General features: G+C 50.8%; 22 protein-coding genes and 1 pseudogene. 10 read left to right on the forward strand and 13 right to left on the reverse strand.

What is annotated here, in order from left to right; translation table 11 throughout:
- On the forward strand, window positions 1-474 hold a 474-nt coding region (dhaL, locus tag EQY_RS0110650), incomplete at its 5' end, for a dihydroxyacetone kinase subunit DhaL (RefSeq protein WP_000295952.1).
- A gap of 10 nt (window positions 475-484) precedes the next feature.
- Complete coding sequence (dhaM, locus tag EQY_RS0110655; RefSeq protein ID WP_024212517.1) at window positions 485-1,903, forward strand: dihydroxyacetone kinase phosphoryl donor subunit DhaM; 1,419 nt, start codon at window positions 485-487, stop codon at window positions 1,901-1,903.
- A 52-nt stretch (window positions 1,904-1,955) separates the two neighbouring features.
- Here dhaM and EQY_RS0110660 read toward each other — a convergent pair whose 3' ends face one another.
- Window positions 1,956-3,311 carry a glycoside-pentoside-hexuronide (GPH):cation symporter gene (locus EQY_RS0110660; RefSeq protein WP_000072949.1) on the reverse strand — a complete coding sequence of 452 codons (1,356 nt, stop codon included), beginning with the start codon at window positions 3,309-3,311 and terminating at the stop codon, window positions 1,956-1,958.
- 330 nt (window positions 3,312-3,641) lie between these two features.
- On the opposite strand from EQY_RS0110660, the gene EQY_RS0110665 reads away from it, so the two are divergent.
- A complete protein-coding gene (locus EQY_RS0110665) occupies window positions 3,642-5,333 on the forward strand; it encodes an alpha,alpha-trehalase (RefSeq protein ID WP_000804565.1) in 1,692 nt (563 codons plus the stop codon).
- A 139-nt stretch (window positions 5,334-5,472) separates the two neighbouring features.
- Here EQY_RS0110665 and EQY_RS0110670 read toward each other — a convergent pair whose 3' ends face one another.
- Entirely contained in the window at window positions 5,473-5,727 is a 255-nt protein-coding gene (locus tag EQY_RS0110670; protein ID WP_000511315.1) for a GlsB/YeaQ/YmgE family stress response membrane protein, read from the reverse strand.
- 200 nt (window positions 5,728-5,927) lie between these two features.
- On the opposite strand from EQY_RS0110670, the gene ycgR reads away from it, so the two are divergent.
- On the forward strand, window positions 5,928-6,662 hold the full coding sequence (ycgR, locus tag EQY_RS0110675; RefSeq protein WP_000020173.1) for a flagellar brake protein YcgR: 735 nt from the start codon (window positions 5,928-5,930) through the stop codon (window positions 6,660-6,662).
- Window position 6,663: 1 nt separating this feature from the next.
- On the opposite strand, the gene emtA is transcribed toward ycgR, so the two are convergent.
- Window positions 6,664-7,275 (reverse strand): membrane-bound lytic murein transglycosylase EmtA, encoded by a 612-nt coding sequence (gene emtA, locus EQY_RS0110680; protein ID WP_000776968.1) that lies wholly within the window; start codon window positions 7,273-7,275, stop codon window positions 6,664-6,666.
- Between the two features lie 99 nt (window positions 7,276-7,374).
- Here emtA and ldcA point away from each other — a divergent pair, with 99 nt between their 5' ends.
- Both ldcA and EQY_RS0110690 read left to right on the forward strand, forming a co-directional pair.
- Entirely contained in the window at window positions 7,375-8,289 is a 915-nt protein-coding gene (ldcA, locus tag EQY_RS0110685; RefSeq protein ID WP_000284198.1) for a muramoyltetrapeptide carboxypeptidase, read from the forward strand.
- Window positions 8,290-8,383: 94 nt separating this feature from the next.
- Window positions 8,384-10,054, forward strand: a pseudogene (locus EQY_RS0110690) (potassium/proton antiporter); the annotation flags it as partial.
- On the opposite strand, the gene EQY_RS27435 reads toward EQY_RS0110690, so the two are convergent.
- From EQY_RS27435 to dadA, 3 genes are read right to left on the reverse strand one after another with little or no spacing between them, the layout of a single operon-like run.
- Complete coding sequence (locus tag EQY_RS27435) at window positions 9,992-10,177, reverse strand: hypothetical protein (RefSeq protein WP_441294659.1); 186 nt, start codon at window positions 10,175-10,177, stop codon at window positions 9,992-9,994. The pseudogene EQY_RS0110690 and the gene EQY_RS27435 sit on opposite strands and share 63 nt — an antisense overlap.
- 1 nt (window position 10,178) lies before the next feature.
- Entirely contained in the window at window positions 10,179-11,249 is a 1,071-nt protein-coding gene (gene dadX, locus EQY_RS0110695) for a catabolic alanine racemase DadX (RefSeq protein WP_000197887.1), read from the reverse strand.
- A gap of 9 nt (window positions 11,250-11,258) precedes the next feature.
- Entirely contained in the window at window positions 11,259-12,557 is a 1,299-nt protein-coding gene (gene dadA / locus EQY_RS0110700; RefSeq protein ID WP_001266918.1) for a D-amino acid dehydrogenase, read from the reverse strand.
- Between the two features lie 329 nt (window positions 12,558-12,886).
- On the opposite strand from dadA, the gene EQY_RS0110705 reads away from it, so the two are divergent.
- Complete coding sequence (locus tag EQY_RS0110705) at window positions 12,887-14,419, forward strand: SpoVR family protein (protein WP_000190825.1); 1,533 nt, start codon at window positions 12,887-12,889, stop codon at window positions 14,417-14,419.
- Between the two features lie 144 nt (window positions 14,420-14,563).
- Here EQY_RS0110705 and fadR read toward each other — a convergent pair whose 3' ends face one another.
- Window positions 14,564-15,283 (reverse strand): fatty acid metabolism transcriptional regulator FadR, encoded by a 720-nt coding sequence (gene fadR, locus EQY_RS0110710; RefSeq protein WP_010350948.1) that lies wholly within the window; start codon window positions 15,281-15,283, stop codon window positions 14,564-14,566.
- Between the two features lie 221 nt (window positions 15,284-15,504).
- Between fadR and nhaB the strand changes: the two genes are divergently transcribed.
- Together nhaB and dsbB are read left to right on the forward strand one after the other, a co-directional pair.
- A complete protein-coding gene (nhaB, locus tag EQY_RS0110715; RefSeq protein ID WP_000406374.1) occupies window positions 15,505-17,046 on the forward strand; it encodes a Na(+)/H(+) antiporter NhaB in 1,542 nt (513 codons plus the stop codon).
- Window positions 17,047-17,191: 145 nt separating this feature from the next.
- Complete coding sequence (gene dsbB / locus EQY_RS0110720) at window positions 17,192-17,722, forward strand: disulfide bond formation protein DsbB (RefSeq protein WP_000943447.1); 531 nt, start codon at window positions 17,192-17,194, stop codon at window positions 17,720-17,722.
- 87 nt (window positions 17,723-17,809) lie between these two features.
- Here the strand turns inward: dsbB and ruvB are convergent, their stop codons facing one another.
- Both ruvB and ruvA read right to left on the reverse strand, forming a co-directional pair.
- The gene (ruvB, locus tag EQY_RS0110725) at window positions 17,810-18,820 is read right to left on the reverse strand and encodes a Holliday junction branch migration DNA helicase RuvB (protein WP_000568522.1); all 1,011 of its coding nucleotides are present in this window, start codon (window positions 18,818-18,820) and stop codon (window positions 17,810-17,812) included.
- Window positions 18,821-18,828: 8 nt separating this feature from the next.
- Window positions 18,829-19,440, reverse strand: a complete 612-nt coding sequence (ruvA, locus tag EQY_RS0110730; RefSeq protein ID WP_000580342.1) for a Holliday junction branch migration protein RuvA — start codon at window positions 19,438-19,440, stop codon at window positions 18,829-18,831.
- Window positions 19,441-19,710: 270 nt separating this feature from the next.
- Between ruvA and EQY_RS0110735 the strand changes: the two genes are divergently transcribed.
- Entirely contained in the window at window positions 19,711-20,313 is a 603-nt protein-coding gene (locus EQY_RS0110735; RefSeq protein ID WP_000701082.1) for a YebB family permuted papain-like enzyme, read from the forward strand.
- 1 nt (window position 20,314) lies between these two features.
- Here EQY_RS0110735 and ruvC read toward each other — a convergent pair whose 3' ends face one another.
- From ruvC to aspS, 4 genes are read right to left on the reverse strand one after another with little or no spacing between them, the layout of a single operon-like run.
- Window positions 20,315-20,836, reverse strand: a complete 522-nt coding sequence (gene ruvC, locus EQY_RS0110740) for a crossover junction endodeoxyribonuclease RuvC (RefSeq protein ID WP_001295503.1) — start codon at window positions 20,834-20,836, stop codon at window positions 20,315-20,317.
- A 34-nt stretch (window positions 20,837-20,870) separates the two neighbouring features.
- Complete coding sequence (locus tag EQY_RS0110745; RefSeq protein WP_000907234.1) at window positions 20,871-21,611, reverse strand: YebC/PmpR family DNA-binding transcriptional regulator; 741 nt, start codon at window positions 21,609-21,611, stop codon at window positions 20,871-20,873.
- 29 nt (window positions 21,612-21,640) lie between these two features.
- Window positions 21,641-22,093: a dihydroneopterin triphosphate diphosphatase gene (gene nudB, locus EQY_RS0110750; RefSeq protein WP_077629663.1), complete on the reverse strand. Its 453-nt coding sequence runs from the start codon at window positions 22,091-22,093 to the stop codon at window positions 21,641-21,643.
- Window positions 22,086-23,858, reverse strand: coding sequence for an aspartate--tRNA ligase (aspS, locus tag EQY_RS0110755; protein ID WP_001258658.1), 1,773 nt, complete (start codon window positions 23,856-23,858; stop codon window positions 22,086-22,088). Before aspS ends, nudB begins: the two co-directional genes overlap by 8 nt.
- Between the last annotated feature and the right edge of the window lie 93 nt (window positions 23,859-23,951).

The following is a 23,951-nucleotide window of genomic DNA, read 5'->3' on the forward strand; positions in this document are numbered from 1 at the left end:
CCCGCCATTGAGGACAAGGATATTGGTTTCATCCTCAAAAATACCGGTATGACACTGCTTTCCAGCGTCGGTGGAGCCAGTGGTCCGCTATTCGGTACATTCTTTATTCGCGCCGCGCAGGCGACTCAGGCGCGCCAGAGCCTGACGCAGGAAGAGCTTTATCAGATGTTTCGCGATGGTGTGGACGGCGTAATCAGTCGGGGGAAAGCCGAACCTGGCGATAAAACCATGTGCGATGTCTGGGAACCAGTGGTTGAGTCGTTACGCCAGTCCAGCGAGCAAAATCTCTCTGTTCCGGCTGCGCTCGACGCAGCCAGCAGTGTCGCTGAATCCGCTGCACAAAGCACGATTACGATGCAAGCTCGCAAAGGCCGTGCCAGTTATCTCGGCGAACGCAGTATTGGTCACCAGGATCCTGGCGCGACCTCCGTGATGTTTATGATGCAAATGCTGGCGTTAGCCGCGAAAGAGTAAGGAATTGGTGATGGTAAACCTGGTCATAGTTTCACATAGCGCCCGGCTGGGTGAAGGTGTCGGTGAATTAGCCCGTCAGATGTTAATGAGCGATAGTTGTAAAATCGCCATTGCCGCTGGGATTGATGACCCGCAAAATCCCATTGGTACTGATGCCGTCAAAGTGATGGAAGCCATCGAATCCGTTGCTGATGCCGACCATGTGCTGGTTATGATGGACATGGGGAGCGCGTTATTGAGTGCAGAAACCGCTCTGGAATTGCTGGCGCCAGAGATCGCCGCAAAAGTACGTTTGTGCGCAGCGCCATTGGTCGAAGGAACTCTGGCGGCAACAGTTAGCGCGGCATCAGGTGCCGATATCGACAAAGTTATTTATGATGCTATGTCTGCGCTGGAAGCCAAACGCGAACAACTGGGTTTACCGTCATCCGCCAGTGAGATATCTGACACATGCCCGCCGCACGATGAAGAAGCCCGTTCCCTGGCTGTGGTGATTAAAAACCGTAACGGCCTCCACGTGCGCCCGGCCTCTCGACTGGTCTATACCTTATCGGTATTTAATGCAGACATGTTACTGGAGAAAAACGGCAAATGCGTCACGCCGGAAAGTATTAACCAGATTGCGCTATTACAAGTCCGCTATAACGATACTCTGCGCCTGATTGTGAAAGGGCCAGAAGCTGAAGAGGCGCTGGCCGCTTTCCGCCAGTTGGCTGAAGATAACTTTGGTGAAACAGAAGATATTACGCCGCCAACGCTGCACCAGGTTAATCCTGTTACGGGGAAAGCCTTTTATTATCAACCCGTTTTATGCGCCGTACAGGCGAAATCAGTCCTTACGGTGGAACAAGAACAGGAACGATTACGCCAGGCAATTGATTTTACGTTGTTAGACCTGATGACGTTAACGGCAAAGGCAGAAGCAAGCGGGCTTAACGATATCGCCGCGATCTTTTCCGGTCACCATACTCTGTTAGACGATCCTGAACTGCTGGCAGCAGCAAGCGAACTTCTTCTGCATGAACATTGCACCGCAGAGTATGCCTGGCAGCAGGTTCTTAAAGAACTTAGCCAGCAATATCAGCAGATTGATGATGAATATCTGCAGGCGCGCTATATCGATGTGGATGATCTTCTGCATCGCACCCTGCTCCATCTGACACAGACAAAAGAAGAACTACCGCAATTTAGCGCACCAACCATTTTGCTGGCAGAGAACATTTACCCCTCCACCGTGCTGCAACTGGATCCGACGGTCGTTAAAGGCATCTGCCTTAGTGCCGGAAGTCCGGTATCCCATAGCGCCTTAATTGCCCGTGAACTGGGTATTGGCTGGGTTTGCTTACAGGGTGAAAAACTGTACGCGGTACAACCTGAAGAGACGTTAACTCTGGACGTTAAAACACAACGTTTTAGCCATGATGGCTAAACCAGTGTCCGGATGGCGTCGTTACGATGCCATCCGGGAAAGCCTTACGCTATTAGCCAGCGTACTGGCCATGTTGTAAATCCTGTACTACTTTGTTCATTTTCGCTTCATTCAACAGATAAAACTTAATAGAAATTGCAGTCAGGAAGTAGAAGAATGCCGGCAGGAGGGTAAACAGTAACACTACGCCCTGTACTGAATTAGCGGATTGAGTTGTGCTACTGGTTGCATAGCCATAATAAGCCAGTACCCAACCAATCACCGCCCCACCTACTGCAACGCCCAGTTTGATGACAAAAATATTCGCAGCAACGTTCATCCCCGTAATACGACGACGCGTTTTCCATTCACCATAGTTATTCGCATCGGTAATCATCGACCACTGGAGTGCGCCATTTCCGCCCTGAATAATCTGAATTGCCAGATGAGCCAGTAATGGAATAACCCAGTATTCCACCGGCAGGAAATAACAGAGCACGCCCAACGCCGCATTAATAATATTAACCCAGAATGAAAGTTTAATTTTACAAAAGCGAGTACCAAATGGTTTCGCCAGTACAGAACCTAACATAGAAGCAAACATTCCGCCGAGCATAAACCAGGTAAGAATATCTGAACCTTTATTTAAAACGGTATTAACATAATAAACAACAGCACCGCCACGGATAACCACCGCCACCAGCATCATAAAATTATAAACAGAGAGGATGCGCCACTGATCATTCTTAAAAAGAATCTTCAAATCGCGCGCAATATTCAGATTTTCTTCCTGAATAGGTTGTACCCGCTCTTTGGTGGTCAGGAAACAGATTAAAAACATAATGCAGCCAATAACGCCAAACACCGCCATCGCAATCTGGATACCAGTAGCCCGATCGCCTGGCGAGAGGAAGTCAGCGACCGGCAGGATAAATGCTGTACCTAACGCACCGCCAATAGGTGTGATGGCAAAACGCCAGGATTGCAATGACAGGTTTTCACGTGGATCGGATGTCAACGCCGCGCCCAATGAGCAGTAAGGAATATTAATGGCCGTATACATTAATGTCATAAATATATATGCAGCAACCGCGTAGACAACCTTACCGCTATCAGAGAAATCAGGAATGGAGTAAACCAGCACGCAACTGACCGCAAATGGTACACAGATGGCCAACAGCCACGGACGGAAACGCCCCCAACGAGATGAGGTTGCATCGGCGATTGCCCCCATAATCGGATCGGTAATTGCATCCAGTAGACGCACCAGTAAAAACATGGTTCCCATTACGGCTGGCGGCAGACCATAAATATCGGTATAGAAATAAGCGAGGATGGCAACAGAAGAATCAAAGACGATATGGCTGGCGGCATCGCCCAGGCTATAGCCTATTTTTTCTTTTATTGGCAATTTTTCCACATTAGACATGTTTTATCCTTATCTATAAATTTACTTCACGGAATACCTTTCACTGGCACAATTCTTCACGGAAGTTTTTGGTCGGTCTATTATGTTTTTTCATTAAATTCTTATGATTTTTTTCTTCTGTGATCACACAACAAAAGTCACTGCCCATTTAATAAACAACATATATTTTATGAATATATTGCAACACTATTTAGGCCGTTAATTACATCGTCCATAATGCCTGACACTTCGCAGAATGAGATTTCAATCATGCAGTTGCCGCGATCCTGAACTAAGGTTTTCTGATACTTGATTACCGTTTTGTTCGGTATCGCCAAAGGAGAATGATTGATGAAACCACGTGTCCCTCGTCACCTGCAAAGAATGGCGTTAATTCCCACCACCGTTTTATTGTGTTTTGCCACGCTATCGGCACAGGCGGAAGAAATCGCCGTCACACCACAATCACCTGATATTTTGTTGGGACCGTTGTTTGACGATGTTCAAAACGCCAAACTTTTTCCTGATCAAAAAACTTTTGCCGACGCCGTGCCCAACAGCGACCCGCTAATGATCCTCGCTGACTATCGGATGCAACAGAACCAGAGCGGGTTTGATTTGCGTCACTTCGTGAAAGTTAATTTCACCCTGCCAAAAGAAGGCGAGAAGCATGTCCCGCCGAAGGGACAGTCGCTGCGTGAACATATTGATGGACTTTGGCCGGTATTAACCCGCACAACGGAAAGCACCGAAAAATGGGACTCTCTGTTGCCATTGCCGAAACCCTATGTCGTGCCGGGAGGTCGTTTTCGGGAAGTGTATTACTGGGACAGTTACTTCACCATGCTGGGGCTTGGCGAAAGCGGTCACTGGGATAAAGTGGCGGATATGGTGGCGAATTTTGGTTATGAAATAGATACTTATGGACACATTCCCAACGGGAACCGCAGCTACTATTTAAGCCGTTCGCAGCCGCCTTTCTTTGCGTTGATGGTGGAGTTACTGGCGCAACATGAAGGCGACGCCGCGTTGAAACAGTATCTGCCACAACTACAAAAAGAATATGCTTACTGGATGGACGGCGTTGAAAATCTGCAAGCCGGGCAACAGGAAAAGCGCGTTGTAAAGCTCAAGGATGGCACGATTCTTAACCGCTACTGGGACGACCGCGATACACCGCGTCCGGAGTCATGGGTAGAGGATATTGCCACCGCGAAAAGCAATCCAAATCGCCCTGCCACTGAAATTTACCGTGACCTGCGTTCCGCCGCCGCATCTGGCTGGGATTTCAGCTCGCGCTGGATGGACAATCCTCAGCAGTTAAATACATTACGCACCACCAGCATCGTACCGGTCGATCTCAATAGCCTGATGTATAAAATGGAAAAAATCCTTGCCAGCGCCAGTAAAGCCGCCGGGGATAACGCGATGGCCAGTCAATACGAAACGCTGGCAAATTCCCGTCAGAAAGGGATCGAAAAATACTTGTGGAACGATCAACACGGCTGGTATGCCGATTACGATCTGAAGAGTAATAAAGTACGTAATCAGTTAACTGCCGCCGCCCTGTTCCCGTTGTACGTTAATGCAGCAGCGAAAGATCGCGCCAGTAAAATGGCAACGGCGACCAGAACGCATCTGCTGCAACCTGGCGGACTGAACACCACCTCGGTGAAAAGTGGGCAGCAATGGGACGCGCCAAATGGCTGGGCGCCGTTACAATGGGTCGCTACTGAAGGATTGCAAAACTACGGGCAGGAAGATGTAGCGATGGACATTAGCTGGCACTTTCTGACCAATGTTCAGCACACCTATGACCGGGAGAAAAAGCTGGTGGAGAAATATGATGTCAGCACCACCGGAACAGGTGGCGGTGGTGGCGAATATCCGTTGCAGGATGGTTTTGGTTGGACCAACGGCGTAACGCTGAAAATGTTGGATTTGATCTGCCCGAAAGAAAAACCGTGTGACAACGTTCCGGCAACGCGCCCGACCAGTGCTTCCGCAACGCAGCCAACAAAAGTCACAGAACCCACACCTTAATCTTTTCTTCTCCCGACAGCGTCATTCTGCTTATCTGGATGACGTTGCCGTTTTATCTGGTTTTCAAACACCGTGAGGTTTACACATAATTTGAAAGCGGATAGCGATGCCTGCACCGCTATCCGCCAGAAATATTACGTTATTCTCTTCGCAGGAGGCGGAATACCCCCAGCACCAGGATAGCGCCGACCACCGCCACCAGGAAGCTATGTAAATTAAAACCACTGATGGAGCCGCCAATGCCAAACATGGTCGCCAGCCAGCCGCCGACAACCGCACCGACTATCCCGAGAATGCAGGTCAGGAAAAATCCACCACCATCACGCCCTGGCATGATCAGCTTGGCGATAATGCCGGCTATCAGGCCAAAAATAATCCAGGCAATAATTCCCATGTTCAGGCCCTCGTTTCGATGAATCGGACGCAAGAAATGCTTACGTCAACGCTCTAAGTATAGGCAAGCACAGGATCAATGGAGGGAGGCTGTCGGTTGAATTAGTCGTAAGTTGTAAAAAAAATTCACGCATTTGTATTAAGTTTTGTTAGTCCCTACCGATAAACCAAAGACAGTTTGTCGGTCAGGAGTTTTTCCGCGTGAGTCATTACCATGAGCAGTTCCTGAAACAAAATCCGTTAGCAGTCCTGGGCGTTTTACGCGATTTACATAAAGCCGCAGTGCCACTGCGTATCAGTTGGTCAGATGGTCAGCTGATCAGCAATATACTGGCGATAAGCCCTGATAAACTGGTGCTGGATTTTGGTAGTCAGCAAGAAGACAACAATGCCGTGCTTAAAGCGCGTCAAATCACTATTACCGCCGAAACGCAAGGCGCCAAAATCGAATTTACCCTTGCGCAATTACAGCAAAGTGAATATTTGCAGCTTCCGGCGTTTATCGCCACTCCCCCTCCCGCATTATGGTTTGTGCAACGACGCAGATATTTCCGCATCTCCGCCCCACTTCATCCGCCTTATTATTGTCAGACCAAACTGACGGATAACAGTACGTTACGTTTTCGCCTGAGTGATTTATCGCTAGGTGGCATGGGTGCATTACTGGAAACGGAAAAACCAGGCGGGTTGCACGAAGGTATGCGCTTCGCACAGATTGAAGTCAACATGGGACAATGGGGCGTTTTTCACTTTGACGCCCAGTTACTGACCATCAGCGAGCGCAAAGTGATTGATAGCAGAAATGAAACGATCTCCACTCCCCGCCTGAGCTTTCGTTTTCTTAACGTCAGCCCGACGGTGGAGCGGCAATTACAGCGGATTATATTCTCACTCGAACGGGAAGCCCGGGAGAAAGCGGACAAAGTACGCGACTGAGTTACATCGCGTCCAGCGCCTGCTCAAGTTTGTAGATATAGCGTGGTGCCTGCGGTGCAGGATGATTTCTTGCTACGTGATCGAGGAACTCATCAGCATCCAGATCATTGATTTTGCTGATCGCTTTTTTCCGATCTGATGAGAAAGTCCGTAGCAGCGCACCAGCCCCGTTAGCGTATGACACCACCAGCGCATATTGCAGGACCTTCGGATCTTCAATGCCTGCCAGCGGGCCGGTTTCCAGAATATTCAGGTAAGCCGCCCCCATTGAGATATTGCGCTCCGGGTTTTTCAGTTCGCTGGTCGTCGGCTCACCTTTCCAGCCCATGCGTCGATAAACATCACGTCCGGAGGTTGAGGCTTTTAACTGCATCAAACCAATAGCATTCGACTTACTTACCGCGTTCGGGTTACCGCCTGATTCAATAGCGATAATCGCCGTGATCAATTGCGGATCGACACCCCAGGCCGCTCCGGCTTTCTGGCTTATTGGCATCCACTGCATCGCACGTTGTACCGGGACTTTCGCATTCCACGGCGGGTTCGTATAGTCATGCTTTGAAGAACAACCCGCTAATAACACAATCAAAAAGGCAAACCATCTCAATTTCACTTCATCTATCCTTATCGCCTGGAATCGCCGTTGAGGTGACAACGGCACACCTAAGCGGCATGATATACATTTCGTTTCTGTTGTCAGCAAGGAATTGCCATGTATCAGTTTCACTTAATTGCCCCGTCGGGTTACTGCATTAATCAGCACGCCGCACAGCGCGGCATTCAGCGCCTTACCGATGCAGGGCATCAGGTCAATAACGTCGGGGTTATCGCCCGTCGTTGTGAACGTTTTGCTGGTACGGAAACGGAGCGTCTGGGAGATCTCAATTTCCTTGCCAGACTGACTTCGCCCAACACCATCGTGCTGGCAGTACGCGGCGGTTACGGTGCCAGTCGCTTACTGGCGGATATTGACTGGCAGGCTCTGGTGGCTCGCCAACAAAATGATCCGTTGCTTATCTGCGGGCATAGCGATTTTACGGCCATTCAGTGCGGTCTTCTGGCACAAGGCAATGTCATCACCTTTAGCGGCCCGATGCTGGTGGCAAATTTTGGCGCGGATGAGCTGAATGCCTTTACCGAGCATCACTTCTGGCTGGCGTTACGCAATGAAACGTTCAGCATTGAATGGCAAGGGGAAGGCCCGGCGTGTCAGACAGAAGGAACACTGTGGGGAGGCAACCTCGCGATGCTGATTTCGCTTATCGGTACGCCGTGGATGCCACAAATTGAGAACGGTATTCTGGTACTGGAAGACATCAACGAACATCCGTTCCGTGTCGAACGCATGTTATTACAGCTTTATCATGCTGGAATTTTACAGCGCCAGAAGGCGATTATTCTCGGCAGCTTTAGTGGCAGCACGCCCAATGATTATGACGCGGGTTACAACCTGGCGTCGGTGTACACGTTCTTGCGTTCCCGCCTGTCGATTCCGCTGATTACCGGCCTCGACTTTGGTCATGAACAACGCACAGTTACCCTCCCGTTGGGCGCACATGCTATCCTCAAAAACGCCAAAAACGGTACACAATTGACGATTAGCGGTCATCCTGTTCTTAAAGCGTAAAAAAATCACGCTTCCGGGCTAAGTAAAACGCTGTTTCTGCCGTGAATATGGTAGGTTTATAGTACGAGACAGCGTAATCAGGAGTAACCGACCGTTGGATGCCGCAACAATTATTAGCCTTTTCATCTTAGGCTCCATCCTTGTCACCAGTAGTATTTTACTTAGTTCATTTTCTTCCCGCCTTGGCATTCCGATTCTGGTTATTTTCCTGGCGATCGGTATGCTGGCTGGGGTCGATGGTGTCGGCGGCATTCCGTTTGATAATTATCCTTTTGCCTACATGGTAAGTAACCTGGCACTGGCGATTATTTTGCTCGATGGCGGAATGCGCACCCAGGCCAGTTCATTTCGCGTGGCGTTAGGACCTGCTCTTTCACTGGCGACGCTGGGCGTGCTTATCACCTCCGGTTTAACCGGCATGATGGCGGCATGGCTGTTTAATCTTGATTTGATTGAAGGTTTATTAATCGGCGCAATTGTCGGCTCTACCGACGCCGCAGCGGTCTTTTCTCTGCTTGGCGGCAAAGGGCTTAACGAACGTGTTGGCTCGACGCTGGAGATAGAGTCCGGCAGCAATGATCCGATGGCGGTCTTTCTGACAATTACCTTGATTGCGATGATCCAGCAGCATGAAAGCACTATTAGCTGGATGTTCGTTGTCGATATTCTGCAGCAATTTGGCCTGGGGATCGTAATCGGTCTTGGCGGTGGTTATTTACTGCTGCAGATGATTAACCGCATCGCCCTGCCTGCGGGCTTGTATCCATTGCTGGCATTAAGCGGCGGTATTTTGATTTTTGCTTTAACCACGGCGCTGGAAGGCAGCGGCATTCTGGCTGTTTATCTGTGCGGTTTCCTGCTGGGTAATCGTCCGATTCGCAACCGCTACGGCATTCTGCAAAATTTCGACGGCCTCGCCTGGCTGGCACAAATCGCCATGTTCCTGGTGCTGGGACTGTTGGTTAACCCAAGCGACCTGCTGCCTATTGCCATTCCGGCGCTCATTTTGTCCGCATGGATGATATTCTTCGCCCGTCCTCTTTCGGTATTTGCCGGATTGCTACCGTTCCGTGGTTTTAATCTGCGTGAGCGCGTGTTTATCAGCTGGGTGGGATTACGCGGCGCAGTGCCGATCATCCTGGCGGTGTTCCCGATGATGGCGGGGCTGGATAATGCGCGTCTGTTCTTTAATGTCGCATTCTTCGTAGTTCTGGTTTCACTGCTATTGCAGGGAACATCGCTGTCGTGGGCAGCGAAAAAAGCTAAAGTAGTGGTTCCGCCAGTGGGACGTCCGGTGTCACGCGTTGGACTGGATATTCATCCGGAAAATCCGTGGGAGCAGTTTGTTTACCAATTGAGTGCCGATAAATGGTGCGTGGGCGCGGCGCTGCGCGACCTGCATATGCCAAAAGAGACGCGCATTGCGGCACTGTTTCGTGATAACCAGTTGCTTCACCCCACCGGCAGCACCCGACTGCGTGAAGGCGACGTATTATGTGTGATTGGTCGGGAACGCGATCTTCCGGCACTCGGAAAACTGTTTAGCCAGTCGCCGCCTGTCGCGCTGGATCAACGCTTCTTTGGTGACTTCATTCTCGAAGCCAGCGCGAAATATGCCGATGTGGCGCTGATTTATGGTCTGGAAGATGGTCGGGAGTATCGCGATAAACAGCAAACGCTGGGTGAAATTGTTCAGCAGTTGTTAGGTGCGGCACCGGTGGTCGGTGACCAGGTAGAGTTTGCCGGGATGATCTGGACGGTGGCTGAGAAAGAAGATAATGCAGTGTTGAAGATCGGCGTTCGGGTGGCAGAGGACGAAGCCGAATCTAAAATTTGATGGAGTTTGTATCGCCGGATACGACGTGTGCGTCTTATCCGGCTTGCACAAGTTACACCGTCACAACAGGTACACGTAGCGCCAGCGCGCACATCAACTCATAGCCCACCGTTCCGGCAGCGGCGGCGACATCATCAATTTTGATCTCCTTGCCCCACAGCTCAACCGGCGTACCAATCCCCGCCTGTGGGCAAGGCGTCAAATCGACCGCCAGCATATCCATCGAGACTGTCCCCACCGTCATGGTGCGCACCCCGTCCACTAAAACAGGTGTTCCGGTTGGTGCATGACGCGGATAGCCGTCGGCGTATCCGGCGGCGACAATGCCGATTCGCTGCTCATCGCGCGCAGTATAGCGACCGCCATAGCCCACACGCTCGCCCGCTTTTAGCGTCTGAACACCAATAATCTCACTGCTTAACGTCATGACCGGGCGTAATCCGGTATTGGCGATATCGCGCCACTGACCGGACGGCGAAGCACCATATAAAATAATGCCAGGTCGAACCCAGTCAAAATGCGCTTCCGGATGCCACAGGGTTGCCGCCGAATTAGACAACGAGCGCCGACACTCCAGACCTTCCGCTGCCTGCTCAATACGCGCCATCGCGCCAGAAATCCCATCAGGATGCTCCGCATCGGCAAAATGCGACATCAAAGTCATTTCGCCAACATTCGCCATCGCCCGCAGCTGCTGCCAGACAGTAAGCACGCGATCGGGCTGGAACCCCAACCGATTCATTCCACTGTTCACCTTAAGGTAAACATCCAGCGGCGCTTTTAGCCGCGCATTTTGCAGTGCTTTGAGCTGCCAGTTACTGTGCACGCAGGTGGTCAGACGGTACTGGTCATAAATTTCCAGATCCTGAGCATGAAAAAAACCCTCCAGCATCAGGATTGGCCCTTTCCAGCCGCGCTCGCGCAGGATAATGGCCTCTTCAAGATTAAGTAACGCAAAACCATCGGTCGCCCCGAGCGCGCTCCAGATACGCTCGATACCGTGCCCGTAAGCGTTCGCTTTTACCACCGACCAGACGCGTGCATGCGGCGCGGCCTGGCGGACAATGGTCAGATTTTGTTTTAATGCCTGCAGATCGAGGCTGGCCTGTATCGGACGAGTCATCTCGATTCCTTAACTGTGCGCGCCATGTAAATGGCCTGGACGTGATGGCGTAAATCCACGACTGTAGCGCGCTACACTTAGATCCTCATACGGGATCGCTGGCGTGCGGCCAGAAAGCAGATCGCTTAACAACTGACCAGAACCGCAAGCCATCGTCCAGCCAAGCGTACCGTGACCGGTATTCAGCCACAAATTTTTGAAGCGTGTACGCCCCACAACCGGCGTGCCATCTGGCGTCATCGGACGTAGCCCCGTCCAGAACGTGGCCTGCTCAACATGGCCGCCGCGCGGATAAAGGTCGCGAACCACCATCTCCAGCGTTTCACGACGCGGTTGCAACAGCTCGGTGTTAAAGCCAACAATTTCCGCCATTCCGCCAACGCGGATACGGTTATCGAAACGGGTAATGGCGATTTTGTAGGTTTCATCAAGAATGGTGGACACCGGCGCACCGTCTTCCTGCGCAATCGGAATGGTCAAAGAATAACCTTTCAACGGATAAACCGGGATATCGACAATGCCCTTGAGCATCGCCGTCGAGTAAGAGCCAAATGCCATAACATACGCATCGGCCTTAATTACTTCACCACCACACTTCACACCATAAATCTGCTCGCCGTCACAAAGCAGCTGATCGACTGGTGTATTAAAGCGGAATTTTACCCCCGCCTGTTCCGCCATGCTCGCCAGATTCTGGGTAAAGAGCTGACAGTCACCGGTTTCGTCATTGGGTAGTTGCAGGCCACCAGTCAGTTTGTGCGCAACTTCCGCCAGCGCAGGTTCAACTTCCGCCAGGCGACTGGATTCCAGTAACTTATATGGCACGCCTGCATCTTCCAGTACGGCGATATCGCGAGTGGCGTTTTCATACTGTTGTTCAGTGCGGAACAGTTGCAGCGTCCCGCCCTGCCGTCCTTCATACTGAATATTGGTTTCGGCGCGCAATGTTTTCAGGCAATCACGGCTGTATTCCGCCAGGCGCACCATCCGACCTTTGTTTTCCATATAGTGGCTGGTGTCACAGTTACGTAACATTTGCCACATCCATTTCAACTGGAATTGCGTACCATCGAGACGAACCGCCAGCGGCGCATGTCGCTGGAACATCCATTTAATCGCTTTTAAAGGCACGCCTGGCGCCGCCCACGGCGCGGCATATCCAGGAGAAATTTGCCCGGCATTTGCTGCGCTGGTTTCAAGTGCTGCCCCAGGTTCCCGATCAATGACGGTGACCTCGTGTCCAGCCTGATTTAAATACCAGGCGCTGGCAACGCCTACCACACCACTTCCCAGTATGACAACTCGCATAGCCACTCCGATAACGGTAGATACAGTAAAAGAACAATAATCTAATTACATCTTGATAACCCAGATGAAAATATTATTCAACATATGGCTTTTTTATGGTGAGCTGGCTCACATCTCCCTGACTTTGCGGGAATATGGCGTCTTTGGTATCTCCTGCTGGTCGCGCTTTATATCCAGCAGAAAATTCCGTTCAGAAGCTAATTATTGGCGCTCCGATAATAAGAAATCGCAAAGAAAAAAATTCTCCAGCGACGCGGTTTTTAACTGGTGTTCTATGCTTGAAATGAGGTGTTCCACACAGAGAGCGCCGACAACAATGAGGTGCGCGTATGGCGACGATCGATTCTATGAATAAGGACTCCACACGTTTGAGCGATGGACCTGACTGGACATTCGACCTGCTGGATATTTATTTGGCAGAGATAGACCGGGTGGCAAAACTCTACCGGCTGGATACCTACCCGCACCAGATTGAAGTAATTACATCAGAGCAAATGATGGATGCCTACTCCAGCGTCGGTATGCCAATTAACTATCCGCATTGGTCGTTTGGTAAAAAGTTTATTGAAACCGAGCGTCTGTATAAGCACGGTCAGCAAGGGCTGGCCTATGAAATCGTCATTAACTCTAATCCGTGTATCGCTTATCTGATGGAAGAGAACACCATTACCATGCAGGCACTGGTGATGGCACACGCCTGTTATGGCCACAACTCTTTCTTCAAAAACAATTACTTATTCCGTAGCTGGACCGATGCCAGTTCGATTGTCGATTACCTGATTTTCGCCCGCAAATACATTACCGAGTGCGAAGAACGCTATGGCGTTGATGAGGTAGAAAAGCTGTTGGATTCGTGCCATGCGCTGATGAACTACGGTGTGGATCGTTATAAACGCCCACAAAAAATCTCGCTGCAAGAGGAGAAAGCCCGGCAGAAAAGTCGCGAAGAGTATCTGCAGAGCCAGGTCAATATGCTCTGGAGAACGCTGCCTAAGCGCGAGGAAGAGAAAACCGTTGCCGAAGCGCGCCGCTATCCGTCCGAGCCACAAGAAAATCTGCTCTATTTTATGGAGAAAAATGCACCGCTGCTGGAATCATGGCAGCGTGAAATCCTGCGCATTGTACGTAAAGTGAGCCAGTATTTTTATCCGCAAAAACAGACTCAGGTGATGAACGAAGGCTGGGCGACCTTCTGGCACTACACCATCCTTAACCATCTGTATGATGAAGGGAAAGTGACCGAACGTTTTATGCTGGAGTTCTTGCATAGCCACACCAATGTGGTCTTCCAGCCGCCCTATAACAGCCCGTGGTACAGCGGAATTAACCCGTATGCCCTCGGATTTGCTATGTTTCAGGATATTAAACGGATTTGTCAGTCGCCAACGGAAGAAGACAAATACTGGTTCCCGGATATCGCCGGTTCCGACTGGCTGGAAACGCTGCATTTCGCGATGCGTGATTTCAAAGATGAGAGCTTTATCAGCCAGTTCCTGTCACCGAAGGTAATGCGTGATTTTCGCTTCTTCACCGTGCTGGATGACGATCGGCATAATTATCTGGAGATTTCCGCCATTCATAATGAGGAAGGTTATCGGGAGATCCGTAACCGTTTATCGTCGCAATATAACTTAAGTAATCTGGAGCCGAATATTCAGATCTGGAACGTGGATTTGCGCGGCGACCGTTCGCTGACGCTGCGTTACATTCCACATAACCGCGCACCGCTGGATCGGGGGCGTAAAGAAGTGCTGAAGCATGTACATCGCCTGTGGGGATTTGATGTGATGCTGGAACAGCAAAACGAAGACGGCAGCGTCGAGTTGCTGGAACGCTGCCCGCCAAGAATGGGGAATCTATAAAAAAACCCCTCCTCATTTGAGGAGGGGTCATTTTTGCCGGATGCGGCGTACACGCTTTATCCGCCTGCAAAGCATCACAAATTCAAAAGGCCAGATAAGCATAGCGCATCAGGCAACTATGCGTTGGTCATCAGTATGGATGGATTAACGCCCCTGAATGGCTAAATCACCCGGCAGATTTTTCTGCATCCGGTGCCAAATCTCGCCACTCTCATGCCCATAACGGCGTACTGTTTCGTAAACCTGATCGTGAGCACCTTCACTGCACAACGCAGACAGCTTGTGGTAGAAGCCCAGCGCCAGGCTACGCGCTTCCGGATTGGCGAAATAGTGACGACCAATGCGCGTATACAACCCTTTCATTCCGTTAAGGATCAGACCATAAATCGGGTTACCAGAGGCAAACGCCAGACCGCGAAAAATGTTGTAATCCAGATCAGCAAAGGCGTCTGCGTGATCGGCCACTTCATTAGCCGTTGCCAGCACTTCCTGCGCTTTATCAGGATGCTGACGAAACGCGGTGCGAATAAAAATGGTCGAAATATTGGTGCGCACTGACAGCAAATTATCTATGAGTTGCGGTACACTTTCGTGATCCAGTCGCGCCAGCGTCTCAAGGATATTCAACCCGGAGGTTTCCCAGAAATTATTCACCTTCGTCGGTTTGCCGTGTTGAATGGTCAGCCAGCCGTCTCGCGCCAGGCGCTGTAACACTTCGCGTAACGTCGTTCTCGTTACACCAATTAATTCTGAAAGTTCACGTTCTGCGGGCAAAATAGTCCCGGGTGGGAAGCGGTTATTCCAGATACTTTCAATAATGTACTCTTCCGCGAAACCCGCCGGGCTTTGCGCCTTAATGACCATAGTGAGATTTCCATAACACAGCAAAACAAAGTTGGACTCATCATACCAGAGGGCTAACAACGCTGATAGCAGACAAAAAGAAGAAAAAAGGGATCAAGGCTTCATTTTCTGTATCTCTTTCCCCTTGACTATCAAGACTTGCCTCGCTCCCCCCTGACCGTTAAGCTTTGCGTTCTAACATAAAAACATCATTTATTATTTGTAAGGTAAGGGAAACCATCATGGAGATCTCCTGGGGCCGCGCGTTATGGCGCAATTTTTTGGGTCAGTCACCTGACTGGTACAAACTTGCCCTTATTATTTTCTTAATTGTTAACCCATTAATTTTCCTCATCAGCCCCTTTGTTGCTGGCTGGCTGCTTGTCGCGGAATTTATTTTCACTCTGGCGATGGCTCTGAAATGCTATCCGCTGCTCCCCGGCGGTCTGTTGGCTATCGAAGCTGTCTTCATCGGCATGACCAGTGCGGAACACGTCCGTGAAGAGGTGGCGGCAAATCTTGAAGTCTTGCTGTTACTGATGTTTATGGTGGCGGGCATCTATTTTATGAAACAGCTTCTGCTGTTCATATTTACCCGTTTACTGTTAAGCATTCGCTCCAAAATGCTGCTGTCGCTCTCTTTTTGCATGGCGGCGGCGTTTCTCTCTGCGTTCCTCGATGCCTTAACCGTCGTTGCCGTAGTGATCAGCGTTGCAGTTGGTTTTTATGGCATTTATCACCGCGTAGCTTCTTCCCGCACCGAAGATACCGACCTGCAAGACGACAGCCATATCGACAAGCATTACAAAGTGGTTCTGGAGCAGTTCCGTGGCTTTCTGCGTAGCCTGATGATGCATGCGGGTGTCGGCACTGCATTAGGCGGCGTGATGACTATGGTAGGCGAACCACAGAACCTGATCATTGCCAAAGCTGCTGGCTGGCATTTTGGCGATTTCTTCCTGCGCATGTCACCGGTGACCGTCCCTGTCCTGATTTGCGGCCTGTTAACCTGCCTGCTGGTGGAGAAGCTGCGTTGGTTTGGCTACGGCGAAACGCTGCCGGAGAAAGTCCGCGAAGTACTGCAACAGTTTGACGATCAAAGCCGTCTCCAGCGTACACGTCAGGATAAAATTCGTCTGATTGTCCAGGCGATTATCGGCGTCTGGCTGGTCACCGCGCTGGCTTTGCATCTGGCAGAGGTCGGCTTGATTGGTTTGTCTGTCATTATTCTGGCGACATCACTGACCGGTGTAACTGATGAACATGCTATCGGCAAAGCCTTCACCGAGTCTCTGCCATTCACCGCACTGTTGACGGTCTTTTTCTCGGTAGTGGCGGTGATTATCGACCAACAACTGTTCTCCCCAATTATCCAGTTTGTATTGCAGGCATCAGAACACGCTCAGCTATCGCTGTTCTATATCTTCAACGGTTTGCTGTCTTCCATTTCGGATAACGTCTTTGTAGGGACGATTTATATCAACGAAGCAAAAGCGGCAATGGAAAGCGGCGCGATTACACTGAAGCAATATGAACTGCTGGCAGTCGCCATTAACACCGGAACCAACCTGCCCTCCGTCGCCACGCCGAACGGACAGGCTGCGTTCTTATTCCTGTTGACCTCAGCACTCGCGCCATTAATACGTCTTTCTTATGGCCGCATGGTGTGGATGGCTCTGCCCTACACTCTCGTACTGACCCTCGTCGGATTACTCTGCGTAGAGTTTACGCTTGCTCCTGTAACTGAATGGTTTATGCAAATGGGGTGGATTGCAACGCTTTGATAACAACTTACCGGGCATATTTATGCCCGGTTTGCCTTTCCGCCCGATAATTGTTCAATTACATCCTATTTTTACTCCCTCCTGGTGGCGCAACGAATGAATTGGTTTAAACTGCGCATTCGATGCATATTGCAGGGAAATTATTATGTTGCGATTTTTGAACCAATGTTCACAAGGCCGGGGGGCGTGGCTGTTAATGGCGTTTACCGCTCTGGCTCTGGAACTGACGGCGCTGTGGTTCCAGCATGTGATGTTACTTAAACCTTGCGTGCTCTGTATTTATGAACGCTGTGCGTTATTCGGCATTCTGGGCGCCGCGCTGATTGGCGCTATCGCCCCGAAAACTCCGCTGCGTTATGTGGCGATGATCATCTGGCTGTATAGTGCTTTTCGTGGCGTGCAATTAACTTACGAGCACACCATGCTCCAGCTCTATCCTTCACCGTTTATGACCTGTGATTTCATGGTTCGATTCCCGGACTGGCTGCCGCTGGATAAATGGGTGCCACAAGTGTTTGTCGCCTCTGGTGATTGCGCTGAGCGTCAGTGGAATTTTTTAGGTCTGGATATGCCGCAGTGGCTGCTCGGTATTTTTGTTGCTTACCTGATTGTCGCAGTGCTGGTGGTACTCTCTCAGCCGTTTAAAGCGAAAAAACGTGACCTGTTTGGTCGCTAATCAATTCGGCGCTCCTGCGGGAGCGCCTGTCTGGCTTCACCTTGCCGAGAGCTTAATATTGGATGCGGTGCAGACGCCTTGCCCGGCCTACGGCATTTCTGGCGGCGTAATCCCGAAGTGGTTCCACGCACGCACTGTCGCCATACGCCCGCGCGGCGTCCGCTGCAAAAAGCCCTGCTGAATCAAATAAGGTTCCAGCACATCCTCAATAGTTTCACGCTCTTCGCCAATGGCCGCTGCCAGGTTATCCAGGCCAACCGGCCCACCGAAGAATTTATCGATCACCGCCAGCAATAACTTGCGATCCATATAATCGAAACCTTCAGCATCAACGTTCAGCATATCCAGCGCCTGAGCAGCGATATCCGCCGAGATGGTGCCATCATGCTTCACTTCGGCGAAATCTCGCACACGACGCAGCAGGCGGTTGGCGATACGTGGCGTACCTCGCGCCCGGCGAGCCACTTCCAGCGCGCCATCGTCACTCATCTCAAGCCCCATAAACCGTGCGCTACGACTGACGATATATTGCAAATCAGGCACCTGGTAAAACTCCAGGCGCTGCACAATACCGAAACGGTCACGCAGTGGCGATGTCAATGAACCAGCACGCGTTGTCGCGCCAATCAGGGTGAACGGGGGGAGATCGATTTTAATTGAACGCGCTGCCGGGCCTTCACCAATCATAATATCCAACTGGTAGTCTTCCATGGCTGGATACAGCACTTCTTCCACCACAGGCGAAAGACGGTGGATCTCATCAATAAACAACACATCGTGTGGTTCAAGGTTGGTGAGCATCGCCGCCAGATCACCCGCCTTTTCCAGTACCGGGCCGGACGTGGTGCGTAAATTGACGCCCATTTCATTGGCGACGATGTTGGCAAGTGTGGTTTTACCCAGACCCGGAGGACCAAAAATCAATAGATGATCAAGGGCATCGCCGCGCAGTTTCGCCGCTTTGATGAAAATTTCCATCTGTGAACGAACCTGCGGCTGACCAACATACTCTTCCAGTAGTTTGGGGCGAATGGCGCGATCTGCCACATCTTCCGGCAAAGTCGTACCGGCAGAAATCAGACGGTCTGCTTCAATCATCCTTTACCTCATAACGCGGCGCGCAGGGCTTCGCGAATTAATGTTTCACTGCTGGCATCAGGGCGAGCGATTTTGCTCACCATGCGGCTGGCTTCTTGTGGTTTATAGCCCAGCGCCACCAGCGCAGCAACAGCTTCCTGTTCGGCATCGTCGGTTGCCGGGCTTGCCGGTGAGGTCAATACCAGATCGGCAGCCGGTGTGAACAGATCGCCATGCAGACCTTTAAAGCGATCTTTCATTTCAACGATCAGGCGTTCAGCAGTTTTCTTACCAATGCCAGGTAATTTCACCAGTGCCGCAGGTTCTTCACGCTCAACGGCATTTACAAACTGCTGCGCTGACATACCCGAGAGGATAGCCAGTGCCAGTTTCGGTCCCACGCCGTTAGTTTTGATCAACTCTTTAAATAACGTGCGCTCTTGTTTGTTGTTAAAACCATACAGTAGCTGCGCATCTTCACGCACCACAAAGTGGGTGAAAACAATCGCTTCCTGGCCCGCTTCAGGGAGTTCATAAAAACAGGTCATCGGCATATGCACTTCATAGCCTACGCCGCCCACTTCAAGTAACACCAGCGGGGGTTGTTTTTCCAGAATGATGCCTCTCAGCCTGCCTATCACATGACGCTCCTGCGTAATGAATCAAAGATAAGGCTGTATGATAAAAAAATGCTGGATAGATATCCAGCGAAGGATGAAGAAAAATTGCGAGTCGTCTCGATGAACTGAAAAATGGCGCAGTATAATTGATCCGCTAAGCCATATTTATAATAAATATTTTAATGTTAAATATTTAGTGGATAAATCTACAAAAAATAAACCTTTCTGCTCCTGCAAAAAATATTTTTTATGGTATTACGCATATTCATATTATTTCAATGGAATGACAAAGTGAAAATTAATTACCCTTCTGAATATGAAGTTGGCGATATTGTATTTACATGTATAGGTGCTGGATTATTTTGTCAAATATCTGCCGCATCAAATTGCTGGAGTAATCACGTCGGGATCATTATCGGTCATGACAGCGATGATTATCTGGTCGCAGAAAGCCGTGTTCCCCTTTCCACCATAACCACACTGTCCCGCTTTATTAAACGCTCTGCTAACCAACGCTATGCAGTAAAGCGATTAGGTGCCGGGCTAACAGAACAGCAAAAACAACGGCTGGTAGAACAGGTTCCCTCCCGGCTACGCAAGCTCTACCATACCGGTTTTAAATACGAATCTTCCCGCCAGTTCTGTTCAAAATTCGTTTTTGATATTTATAAAGAGGCGCTATGTATCCCGGTGGGTGAAATAGAGACATTTGAAGAACTGTTAAACAGCAATCCGAATGCAAAACTCACCTTCTGGAAATTCTGGTTTTTAGGTTCGATTCCGTGGGCGCGTAAAACGGTCACTCCAGCGAGTTTGTGGCATCATCCGGATCTGGCGTTAATACATGCAGAAGGAGTAGTAACGCCTCAGCAAAAACTGACCGAGGCGGTATAACTTAACGCAGTCGCCCGCGAGCCAGATTCAGCCTCGATTCGCTCATCTGCATCGCATTCTGGCTGACATGGCAGTGGGTGATGGCAATCGCCAGCGCATCGGCGGCGTCCGCCTGTGGGTTGGCGGGTAGTTTTAGCAAAGTGCGCACCATATGCTGCACCTGGCTTTTTTCGGCACTACCAATACCTACCACCGTTTGCTTTACCTGACGTGCCGCATATTCAAATACTGGCAATTCCTGATTCACCGCCGCCACAATCGCCACGCCGCGTGCCTGCCCCAGTTTCAGGGCAGAGTCGGCATTCTTCGCCATAAAGACTTGTTCGATTGCGAAATAATCGGGCTGGAACTGGGTGATGATTTCCGTCACGCCCGCATAGATGAGCTTCAGACGAGACGGTAAATCATCCACTTTGGTGCGTATGCATCCACTGCCCAGGTAGGACAGTTGCCTGCCCACCTGACGGATAACGCCGTAGCCGGTAACGCGCGAACCCGGGTCAATACCGAGAATAATAGCCATCACGCGTCTCCGTTTTGTTGTTTAGCCGGCCTCATCAGAGGGTCGCTGCAACCTCATCAGAGATCTCACCGTTATGGTAAACTTCCTGCACGTCGTCACAGTCTTCCAGCATATCGATCAGACGCATCAGTTTCGGTGCAGTTTCTGCATCCATATCGGCTTTGGTTGACGGGATCATGGAAACTTCTGCGCTGTCTGCTTTCAGACCAGCCGCTTCCAGAGCATCACGTACTTTACCCATCTCTTCCCATGCAGTGTAGACGTCGATTGCGCCGTCATCATAGGTCACAACGTCTTCTGCACCTGCTTCCAGCGCCGCTTCCATGATGGTGTCTTCATCACCTTTCTCGAAGGAGATCACACCTTTTTTGCTGAACAGATAGGCTACGGAACCGTCAGTACCAAGGTTGCCGCCACATTTGCTGAATGCGTGACGCACTTCAGCAACAGTACGGTTACGGTTGTCAGACAGACATTCAATCATGATTGCAGTGCCGCCAGGACCGTAACCTTCGTAGATGATGGTTTCCATGTTCGCATCATCATCACCGCCCACACCACGTGCAATTGCGCGGTTCAGAGTGTCACGGGTCATGTTGTTAGACAGTGCTTTATCAATGGCTGCACGCAGACGCGGGTTAGCATCCGGATCGCCGCCGCCCAGTTTAGCTGCGGTCACCAGCTCACGAATGATTTTAGTGAAGATTTTACCGCGCTTAGCATCCTGCGCGGCTTTACGATGTCTGGTGTTGGCCCATTTACTATGACCTGCCATAAAAAATATCTCCAAATAGCCCTGCCTGTTCAGGCAGCGTTAATTACATACTCTTCAATCGCCTGCCGGTTGCTCCACGACTTAGTGAGCGCCGCTGCTGCGGGCGCATCAAGCCACTTGTAGGCCAAATGTTCAGTAAAAACAATCTGGCGTTCGTGCGGGAGCGCAAGACAGAACCATGATTCTGTATTGCGCATCACACCCGGCGCATAGCGATGACGCAAATGTGAAAAAATTTCAAACTCTACCGTGCGTTGACAGTCAATTAAGGTCAGTTGTTCAGCGACAACATCAATGGTGACCTCTTCCTTTACTTCGCGCATGGCAGCTTGCGGCGCGGTTTCACCCTCTTCCACGCTGCCGGTTACCGACTGCCAGAAATCGGGATCGTCACGCCGCTGTAACATCAGCACCCGTTTCGTATCTTGTGCATAGATGACCACTAAGATCGAAACGGGACGCTTATAAGTCATATCAATTATTCTCAGCCTTCTTCACAACCTGAATGCTCAGCTCAGCCAGAGCCGTCGGGTTAGCAAAGCTCGGTGCTTCAGTCATCAGACACGCTGCCGCTGTGGTTTTCGGGAAGGCGATAACGTCACGGATGTTGTCAGTGCCGGTCAGCAGCATGGTCAGACGGTCAAGGCCAAATGCCAGACCTGCGTGCGGCGGAGTGCCATATTTCAGGGCGTCGAGCAGGAAGCCGAATTTCTCGCGCTGTTCCTCTTCGGTGATACCCAGAATGCCAAATACAGTCTGTTGCATATCACCATTATGGATACGCACAGAGCCACCGCCCACTTCGTAACCATTGATGACCATATCATAAGCGTTCGCCACCGCATTTTCCGGTGCCGCTTTCAGCTCGGCAGCAGTCATGTCTTTCGGTGCGGTGAACGGATGGTGCATCGCGGTCAGGCCGCCTTCGCCGTCGTCTTCAAACATCGGGAAGTCGATAACCCACAGCGGCGCCCATTTGCTTTCGTCGGTCAGACCAAGGTCTTTACCCACTTTCAGGCGCAGTGCGCCCATCGCGTCGGCAACAATTTTCTTGTTGTCGGCACCGAAGAAAATCATATCGCCATCTTGCGCGGCAGTACGATCCAGGATGGCTTCAATGATTTCAGCATTGAGGAACTTCGCTACCGGGCTGTTGATACCCTCCAGACCTTTCGCACGTTCGTTAACTTTGATGTAAGCCAGACCTTTCGCGCCATAGATTTTGACGAAGTTACCGTATTCATCGATCTGCTTACGGGTCAGCGATGCGCCGCCCGGAACACGCAGAGCAGCAACACGGCCTTTCGGATCGTTCGCCGGCCCCGCAAATACTGCAAATTCAACGGATTTCAGCAGATCGGCAACGTCGGTCAGTTCCATCGGGTTACGCAGATCCGGTTTATCGGAACCGTAACGGCGTTCGGCTTCCGCAAAGGTCATTACCGGGAAATCGCCCAGATCCACGCCCTTCACTTCCAGCCACAGATGACGCACCAGAGCTTCCATTACCTCACGCACTTGCGGCGCGGTCATGAAAGAAGTTTCCACATCGATCTGGGTAAATTCTGGCTGACGGTCAGCACGCAGGTCTTCGTCACGGAAGCATTTTACAATCTGATAATAACGGTCGAAACCGGACATCATCAGCAACTGTTTGAACAACTGCGGAGATTGCGGCAGCGCGTAGAATTTGCCTTTATGCACACGAGAAGGCACCAGGTAGTCACGCGCGCCTTCCGGCGTCGCTTTGGTCAGCATCGGGGTTTCGATGTCGAGGAATCCGTGGTCGTCCATAAAACGGCGCACCAGGCTGGTAATTTTTGCACGGGTTTTCAGGCGCTGAGCCATTTCCGGGCGACGCAGATCAAGATAGCGGTATTTCAGACGCGCTTCTTCGGTGTTGACGTGGTTAGAGTCAAGCGGCAGAACGTCTGCGCGGTTGATGATGGTCAGCGAGGACGCCAGCACTTCGATTTCGCCGGTCGCCATATCGCGGTTGATATTTTTTTCGTCACGCGCACGCACGGTGCCCGTTACCTGAATGCAGAACTCATTACGCAGTTCAGAGGCCAGCTTTAACGCGTCCGCACGATCCGGATCGAAAAATACCTGCACGATACCTTCGCGGTCGCGCATATCGATGAAGATCAGGCTACCAAGATCACGACGACGGTTGACCCAACCACACAGAGTCACCTGCTGCCCCACGTGGGACAAACGGAGCTGTCCACAATATTCTGTACGCATGAGATATCCCTTAACTTAGCTGCCGGCGGACGTCCCCTGCTGCGCAGGTGACCTAAGTCGCAGCGTTAGCTGTATGTCACAACTGAATGAAAA

Origin of the sequence: Escherichia sp. TW14182, assembly GCF_000208525.1 — a bacterium.
Taxonomy (GTDB): Bacteria; Pseudomonadota; Gammaproteobacteria; order Enterobacterales; family Enterobacteriaceae; genus Escherichia; species Escherichia ruysiae.

Bases quoted from the DNA above. Each gene is read 5' to 3' on its own strand.
- dhaM (WP_024212517.1), top strand. From the start codon at position 485: ATGGTAAACCTGGTCATAGTTTCACATAGCGCCCGGCTGGGTGAAGGT.
- EQY_RS0110660 (WP_000072949.1), bottom strand. From the start codon at position 3,311: ATGTCTAATGTGGAAAAATTGCCAATAAAAGAAAAAATAGGCTATAGC.
- EQY_RS0110665 (WP_000804565.1), top strand. From the start codon at position 3,642: ATGAAACCACGTGTCCCTCGTCACCTGCAAAGAATGGCGTTAATTCCC.
- EQY_RS0110670 (WP_000511315.1), bottom strand. From the start codon at position 5,727: ATGGGAATTATTGCCTGGATTATTTTTGGCCTGATAGCCGGCATTATC.
- ldcA (WP_000284198.1), top strand. From the start codon at position 7,375: ATGTATCAGTTTCACTTAATTGCCCCGTCGGGTTACTGCATTAATCAG.
- dadX (WP_000197887.1), bottom strand. From the start codon at position 11,249: ATGACTCGTCCGATACAGGCCAGCCTCGATCTGCAGGCATTAAAACAA.
- dadA (WP_001266918.1), bottom strand. From the start codon at position 12,557: ATGCGAGTTGTCATACTGGGAAGTGGTGTGGTAGGCGTTGCCAGCGCC.
- EQY_RS0110705 (WP_000190825.1), top strand. From the start codon at position 12,887: ATGGCGACGATCGATTCTATGAATAAGGACTCCACACGTTTGAGCGAT.
- fadR (WP_010350948.1), bottom strand. From the start codon at position 15,283: ATGGTCATTAAGGCGCAAAGCCCGGCGGGTTTCGCGGAAGAGTACATT.
- nhaB (WP_000406374.1), top strand. From the start codon at position 15,505: ATGGAGATCTCCTGGGGCCGCGCGTTATGGCGCAATTTTTTGGGTCAG.
- dsbB (WP_000943447.1), top strand. From the start codon at position 17,192: ATGTTGCGATTTTTGAACCAATGTTCACAAGGCCGGGGGGCGTGGCTG.
- ruvB (WP_000568522.1), bottom strand. From the start codon at position 18,820: ATGATTGAAGCAGACCGTCTGATTTCTGCCGGTACGACTTTGCCGGAA.
- ruvC (WP_001295503.1), bottom strand. From the start codon at position 20,836: ATGGCTATTATTCTCGGTATTGACCCGGGTTCGCGCGTTACCGGCTAC.
- EQY_RS0110745 (WP_000907234.1), bottom strand. From the start codon at position 21,611: ATGGCAGGTCATAGTAAATGGGCCAACACCAGACATCGTAAAGCCGCG.
- aspS (WP_001258658.1), bottom strand. From the start codon at position 23,858: ATGCGTACAGAATATTGTGGACAGCTCCGTTTGTCCCACGTGGGGCAG.